Here is a 5,463-nt window from a genome sequence, read left to right as displayed (position 1 = left end):
GGATGAATTTCAATATGTGGTTTTGAAGGTATATATGGCCCAGTGGCTCAGTTGGTTAGAGCGCCGCCCTGTCACGGCGGAGGTCGTCGGTTCGAGTCCGATCTGGGTCGTTTTTATAAAGATAAGGGGTCTTAGCTCAGCTGGGAGAGCATCTGCCTTACAAGCAGAGGGTCATAGGTTCGAGCCCTATAGGCCCCATTTCTTCTATAAAACGCCGATGTGGCTCAATTGGCAGAGCAGCTGATTTGTAATCAGCAGGTTATCGGTTCGAGTCCGATCATCGGCTTTGCTTTAAATATTTGGATGGGTTCCCGAGTGGCCAAAGGGGGCAGACTGTAAATCTGTTGCGACACGCTTCGGTGGTTCGAATCCACCTCCATCCATTAAATAGGTGTTGTATTTTTCACACTTATTGTATATAATAGAATATGTAAATAATACCGCGGGGTGGAGCAGTCTGGAAGCTCGTCGGGCTCATAACCCGAAGGTCGTAGGTTCAAATCCTGCCCCCGCAATTTTTTTTGCAATGAGACGTGCATAAATGAGTTGCCAGAACCGAGCAAGAGTGCTTGCACATATGAGCGATTCTGGCAACTTATTTGTATACGCGCTGTAAGTGAAAAATGGACAAGCCCAGATAGCTCAGTTGGTAGAGCAGAGGACTGAAAATCCTCGTGTCACTGGTTCGATTCCGGTTCTGGGCACTTTGGTTTCATACCAATGGGGTATTAGCTCAGTCGGTAGAGCACTTGACTTTTAATCAAGTTGTCCGGGGTTCGAATCCCCGATGCCTCATGAATGAAAGATAGCGGAAAACCTTGTAATTACAGGGCTTTCCGCTTTTTTTGCTGATGACGGTGACCTGTGCGTGCAGGTTATCGTTTAACAGAAGAATCACGCTCAAATTACATTTTAGTCAAATTCTGTCTCAGTTAAAATCCAAGACGGAGGGAGCCTCTTTCAGGGAGGACAAAACAATGGAAGATTTTGTTTTGATTGCCGGTATTCCGGAACGGATTTTTGCCAATATGGATTCCAGGCTTTGGGTGGAGGATGTTACAATCTTCAGTAAATATTCGTAATCGCCGCTGATGCAATAAGCTTCCCATATATCAGGTTCTTCCTGAACCATGTCCAGGAATACCTGAGTGGATGATTTTTGTTTGCTCTGTAAAAAAATCTGGCAGTAACAGATAATCTGCCTGTTTATGGCCTGAGCATCCAGAACAGCGGTGTATCCTTTAATGACTCCCTGCTCCTGAAGCTTTTGAACCCGGTTGCTTACGGCCGGGGTAGAAAGGGACGTCCTGTTCCCGATTTCTGAAAAAGACATCCGTGCATTTTCACGTAATAGCTGTATTATCTTGTGGTCGGTCTGATCGATTTCTGTCACCTCTTTATCTGATTTTAGAATTTAACTCCATTATAACAAAATCATGCTTTAAATACAATGAACACCGTTTTACTCGGGTGGTTTTTGGCGCTCCTTTTTGGCGGGGGAGGAACAGTAACCTTATGTTTTTACACAACGGCTTTAATATTTAAGGTCTGAATGAGGAAAAAGTAAATCTTTTAACGTGTTATTGTGGATAAATGGATGTTTATCCCGGATGCCTGTATAATGTGAAAGTCTTTCGTAACGACATTACATAGGAATACAGGAAAAAGGGTGAAGATGATGAAGAAGGATATCAGGATGATGAAAGCGGTTGCTGCGGCTGTGCTGGGAAATTCATTTTTTGGATTAAGCTTTTTATTTTCCAAAGTGGCGCTGGAACGGCTGGAGCCGTTTGTATTGCTGGCGGTACGGTTTATAGTGGCATTTGTGATGCTTAATCTTGTTTTGCTGACCGGAAAAGTGAAGATCAGGCTGACGGGAAAGCCGGTTCAAAAAATCCTCATGCTTGGGCTGGTGCAGCCGGTTCTTTATTTTACATTCGAAAATTATGGGATTCGGGGGACGTCTACGGCATTTGCGGGAACACTGCTAGCCATTGTGCCGGTGATCACGCTGATTGCGGGAGTTCTCTTCAGAAAAGAAATTCCATCAAGGCTGCAGGTCTTTGGGGCGGTGCTTTCCGTGATTGGAGTTGCGGTGATAAGTCTGGCTCAGCAGAGAGGAAGCAATGAGGCAGGAGGCGTGGCATTTCTGTTTTGCGCCGTAGTATCAAGTGTGGGATATAATCTTCTGATGAGGGATACGGCGGACAGCTTCACGTCGTTTGAGCGGACCTATGTGATGATTGGGCTGGGCAGCCTGTTTTTTACCTGTTTTTCAGTGATACAATCTGGTGGCGCATTGGGCCGGCTCCTGCAGCCGCTGTCGGGGCCGGGCGTCTGGGGGAGTATTTTTTATCTGGCGGCATTTTCTTCAGTAGGAGCATTTTTTCTCCTGAACTATGCATTTTCCTATTTGAATCTGGCGCAGGCCAGTATCTTTACTAATCTGGTGACCGTGGTCTCCATTGCGGCGGGGATCGTGTTTCTCGGGGAGTCTTTTACCGCATTGCAGGGGATTGGGTCCATTGCAATCCTGACAGGAGTTTATCTGTCTAATCATATAAAAGGCCGGACAGAATAGACAGGGACGAGGGAGTAACCTGAATATATAATTTCAGGTTACTCCCCCAAGTTAAATTAGACGGTTATATTTTATAGCTTCCGGTGATGCATGGAGTTGTAAAACGTGATGCCTCCCGATAATACCTTCACATGTTTGAAGCCGCATTGCATTAGGATTCTGGCTGCATTGTATGCGCGTACTCCGATGGCACAATAGACTATAATCAGCTCATCGCGCACCAGTTCATCCAGGCGGAGCCGCAGTTCCCCCAGAGGTATATGTATGGAGCCTGGAATTGCGGATTCCAGCCGTTCCGGTGTCTCCCTAACGTCCAATACAGTATAAGACTCTCCGTCTGGCTTGTCCGGCTTGATTCGGCTAAGCTGGTCCAATTCATGGACATAGATAAAGGAGACCAGATGGTTTATCACGTTTTCTGCAACAAATCCAAGCATATTGACCGGATCCTTTGCAGATGAAAATGGCGGCGCATAAGCCAGTTCAAGCTCCTCCAGATCATAGATAGTTCCCTTCATATGAATGACGGAGGCAATCGTGTCTATTCTTTTATCGACACCGTCCTGTCCTGATATCTGGGCACCCAGTATGCCGCCGTTTTTATTAAAAATAAGCTTAAGTGTAATCGGCACGGAACCTGGATAGTAACCGGCATGTGACTTTTGGTTGACTAAAACTGTCTCATAATCTATTCCCTTAACCAATCCTGCGCTTATCAGGGATTTTTCGTTTAAACCTGTGGAGGCTGCGGTCAAATCAAATATTTTTGCCACAGAGGTTCCCATGGCGCCATGATAGGCTGTTTTATCGCCAGCGATGTTATCGGCACAGATTCTGGCCTGTTTATTGGCCGGTCCGGCCAGAGGTATCATTGCAGTTTTACCTGTAATGAACTCGGTTACCTCGATTACGTCACCCACGGCATATACATCTTCGGCAGAGGTTTTCAGAAATTCGTCTACTATGATGCCGCCGGCTTTATTTAATGCAATACCGGCATCTCGGGCTATGCGGCTGTTCGGCCTCACGCCCAGGGATAATATCACCATATCAGCAGTCAGGGATCTTCCGCTGTCCAGATGGATAGTAGTCCGGCCGTTTTGAGAATGAAAGGCATTTACCGTATCTCCTAAAATAAGGTCGACTTGGTTCGCTCTCATATTCTCATGCAGCAGCTCTGCCATCTCATAGTCAAACGGGGGCATAACCTGATTTTCCCTTTCGATGAGACTTACCTTAAGACCTGCCGCCCGAAGATTCTCAGCCATTTCAAGTCCAATAAATCCCCCTCCGATTACTGCCGCTGATTTTGGCTGTCTCTGTCCCACAAAGGATTTTATTAAATCTGTATCCGCAATAGTCCACACCGTGAACAGGTTCTCTCCGTCTATGCCTGGAATTGGAGGTTTAAACGGAACGGAACCGGTAGCAATGACCAGATTATCGTAAGTTTCCGTGTATTCCTTCCCCGCCTTTTTGTCGGTGACAGTGATTCTTTTACCGCGTGTGTCAATAGCCGTTACTTCATTAGCCACGCGGACATCAATGTTGAATTTTGTTCTCATCGCTTCCGGTGTCTGCAGCAGAAGCTCGTTCCTGTCATTTATTATTCCGCCGATGTAGTATGGCAGACCGCAGTTTGCGTATGAAATGTTATCGCCTTTTTCAATCAGGACGATTTCCATATCCTCAACTCTGCGTCTCAGCCTTGCGGCTGTGGTTGCACCTCCAGCCACGCCGCCGATAATTACTGTTTTCCTGCTCATATGCAATTTTCCCCAATCCGCCTAAAATCAGCTGCTCTTCTTTCCAACGACCACAAACGGCTGAAGCTGATATGGCTTTTGGGCAATATTGAAGTCATTCCACTCAAAGAAGAATTCTTCAACCGGCTGCACAATGTATCCGTCCTGCCAGTGATCCCATGTATCATATGGATCGGCAATAATTAATACGTCGTCACCAAGCTGCGGTGTTCCCATGTTGTCATACCCAATAATTACAACATAGTGCCCGTTCCAGAGGTTCGTATGGGTGATAATCGGATGACCCTCTTTTAAGTGACCGGTCAGCCATTTTACAAAGAAAGAATCCCTTGCATCCGTAACCCACTTATCGGTATTTGGATCGTTTTCACTGGAATATAGTGCCGAGGAGTCAAAATACTTCTTATAATTTCCTTTCATGACAGGAGAATATTTAAGAGACGCAATATCCTCATCCCCAACCAGATCATCTTCGGTCGGATTTTCAATATAATTAGCTTCGACAATTTCTATATCCGGAATGGTCTTCAGGTAGTTTACAATTTTGCCTATATTAGCGCCAGGTTCATACCAGCTGTCAGCGGAGCCGGGCAGCGCTCCGTCCACATCTTCATCCATATTGCAATGCATTCCTACGGCTGCTTCCCACTCTGTCATTGGTACTCCAAGGTATTCCAGTGACATGGTTACAGAAGACGGTGCACAGCTGAATTCACTGGTCTGCTGCATGGTTTTAAAGTTCTTTAAAATTGTCACCTCTTCGTCTGATTCCATATTATAAAAATCCGGGTTAACCCAGTATTTTGAGACATTATGATCATTTGCCCCGTTAAGGTCAGCCCCGCCGTTCGGATCAATATCTTCAGCCGCCAGGGTTTCTCCTTTTACTTTCTCAGGTGCTTCCAAGACTTCATTGTCAGTGCCTTCATTTGCCTTAGCTTCTGCTTGTAACTCTGCCGTGTTTTCTGGCCCGGATTCTCCTGTTGGCGCCACCGGGGTCGTGGGCTGAGAAGAACAGGCGCTGAGCGCCAGCATAGCAGCCACCGCGGTTCCCAATAATTTCTTTTGTAGTTTCATAGTCGATCCTCCTCGTATAATAAGTTTGTAAGCAAGAAA

The 5,463-nt window shown here is 46.1% G+C and carries 4 protein-coding genes and 7 tRNA genes; 8 read left to right on the top strand and 3 right to left on the bottom strand.

The window, feature by feature from the left end; all coding sequences use genetic code 11:
• The first annotated feature begins 36 nt into the window (after window positions 1–36).
• The 7 genes from CLOSYM_RS14545 to CLOSYM_RS14515 all read left to right on the top strand — a co-directional run bounded on the left by CLOSYM_RS14545 (window position 37) and on the right by CLOSYM_RS14515 (window position 795).
• A tRNA-Asp gene (locus CLOSYM_RS14545) sits at window positions 37–110 on the top strand.
• Window positions 111–125: 15 nt separating this feature from the next.
• Window positions 126–198 (top strand) — tRNA-Val (locus CLOSYM_RS14540).
• Window positions 199–213: 15 nt separating this feature from the next.
• Window positions 214–286 (top strand) — tRNA-Thr (locus tag CLOSYM_RS14535).
• 15 nt (window positions 287–301) lie between these two features.
• Window positions 302–383, top strand: a tRNA-Tyr gene (locus CLOSYM_RS14530).
• Between the two features lie 58 nt (window positions 384–441).
• Window positions 442–515, top strand: a tRNA-Met gene (locus CLOSYM_RS14525).
• A gap of 116 nt (window positions 516–631) precedes the next feature.
• Window positions 632–704 (top strand) — tRNA-Phe (locus tag CLOSYM_RS14520).
• An 18-nt stretch (window positions 705–722) separates the two neighbouring features.
• Window positions 723–795: transfer RNA gene (locus CLOSYM_RS14515), tRNA-Lys, on the top strand.
• Between the two features lie 133 nt (window positions 796–928).
• Here the strand turns inward: CLOSYM_RS14515 and CLOSYM_RS14510 are convergent.
• Window positions 929–1,393, bottom strand: coding sequence for an Lrp/AsnC family transcriptional regulator (locus tag CLOSYM_RS14510; protein ID WP_021642686.1), 465 nt, complete (start codon window positions 1,391–1,393; stop codon window positions 929–931).
• A gap of 282 nt (window positions 1,394–1,675) precedes the next feature.
• Between CLOSYM_RS14510 and CLOSYM_RS14505 the strand changes: the two genes are divergently transcribed.
• The gene (locus CLOSYM_RS14505) at window positions 1,676–2,581 is read left to right on the top strand and encodes a DMT family transporter (RefSeq protein ID WP_021642685.1); all 906 of its coding nucleotides are present in this window, start codon (window positions 1,676–1,678) and stop codon (window positions 2,579–2,581) included.
• Between the two features lie 71 nt (window positions 2,582–2,652).
• On the opposite strand, the gene CLOSYM_RS14500 is transcribed toward CLOSYM_RS14505, so the two are convergent.
• Together CLOSYM_RS14500 and CLOSYM_RS14495 are read right to left on the bottom strand one after the other, a co-directional pair.
• On the bottom strand, window positions 2,653–4,347 hold the full coding sequence (locus tag CLOSYM_RS14500) for an FAD-dependent oxidoreductase (RefSeq protein ID WP_021642684.1): 1,695 nt from the start codon (window positions 4,345–4,347) through the stop codon (window positions 2,653–2,655).
• A 27-nt stretch (window positions 4,348–4,374) separates the two neighbouring features.
• Complete coding sequence (locus tag CLOSYM_RS14495; RefSeq protein ID WP_044902461.1) at window positions 4,375–5,424, bottom strand: C39 family peptidase; 1,050 nt, start codon at window positions 5,422–5,424, stop codon at window positions 4,375–4,377.
• Window positions 5,425–5,463: the final 39 nt, after the last annotated feature.

This window comes from [Clostridium] symbiosum ATCC 14940, assembly GCF_000466485.1.
In the GTDB taxonomy this organism is placed as follows: Bacteria; Bacillota; Clostridia; order Lachnospirales; family Lachnospiraceae; genus Otoolea; species Otoolea symbiosa.
The sequence above is the reverse complement of the archived record's forward strand: the minus strand, read 5'-3'. Positions and strand labels throughout refer to the sequence as shown.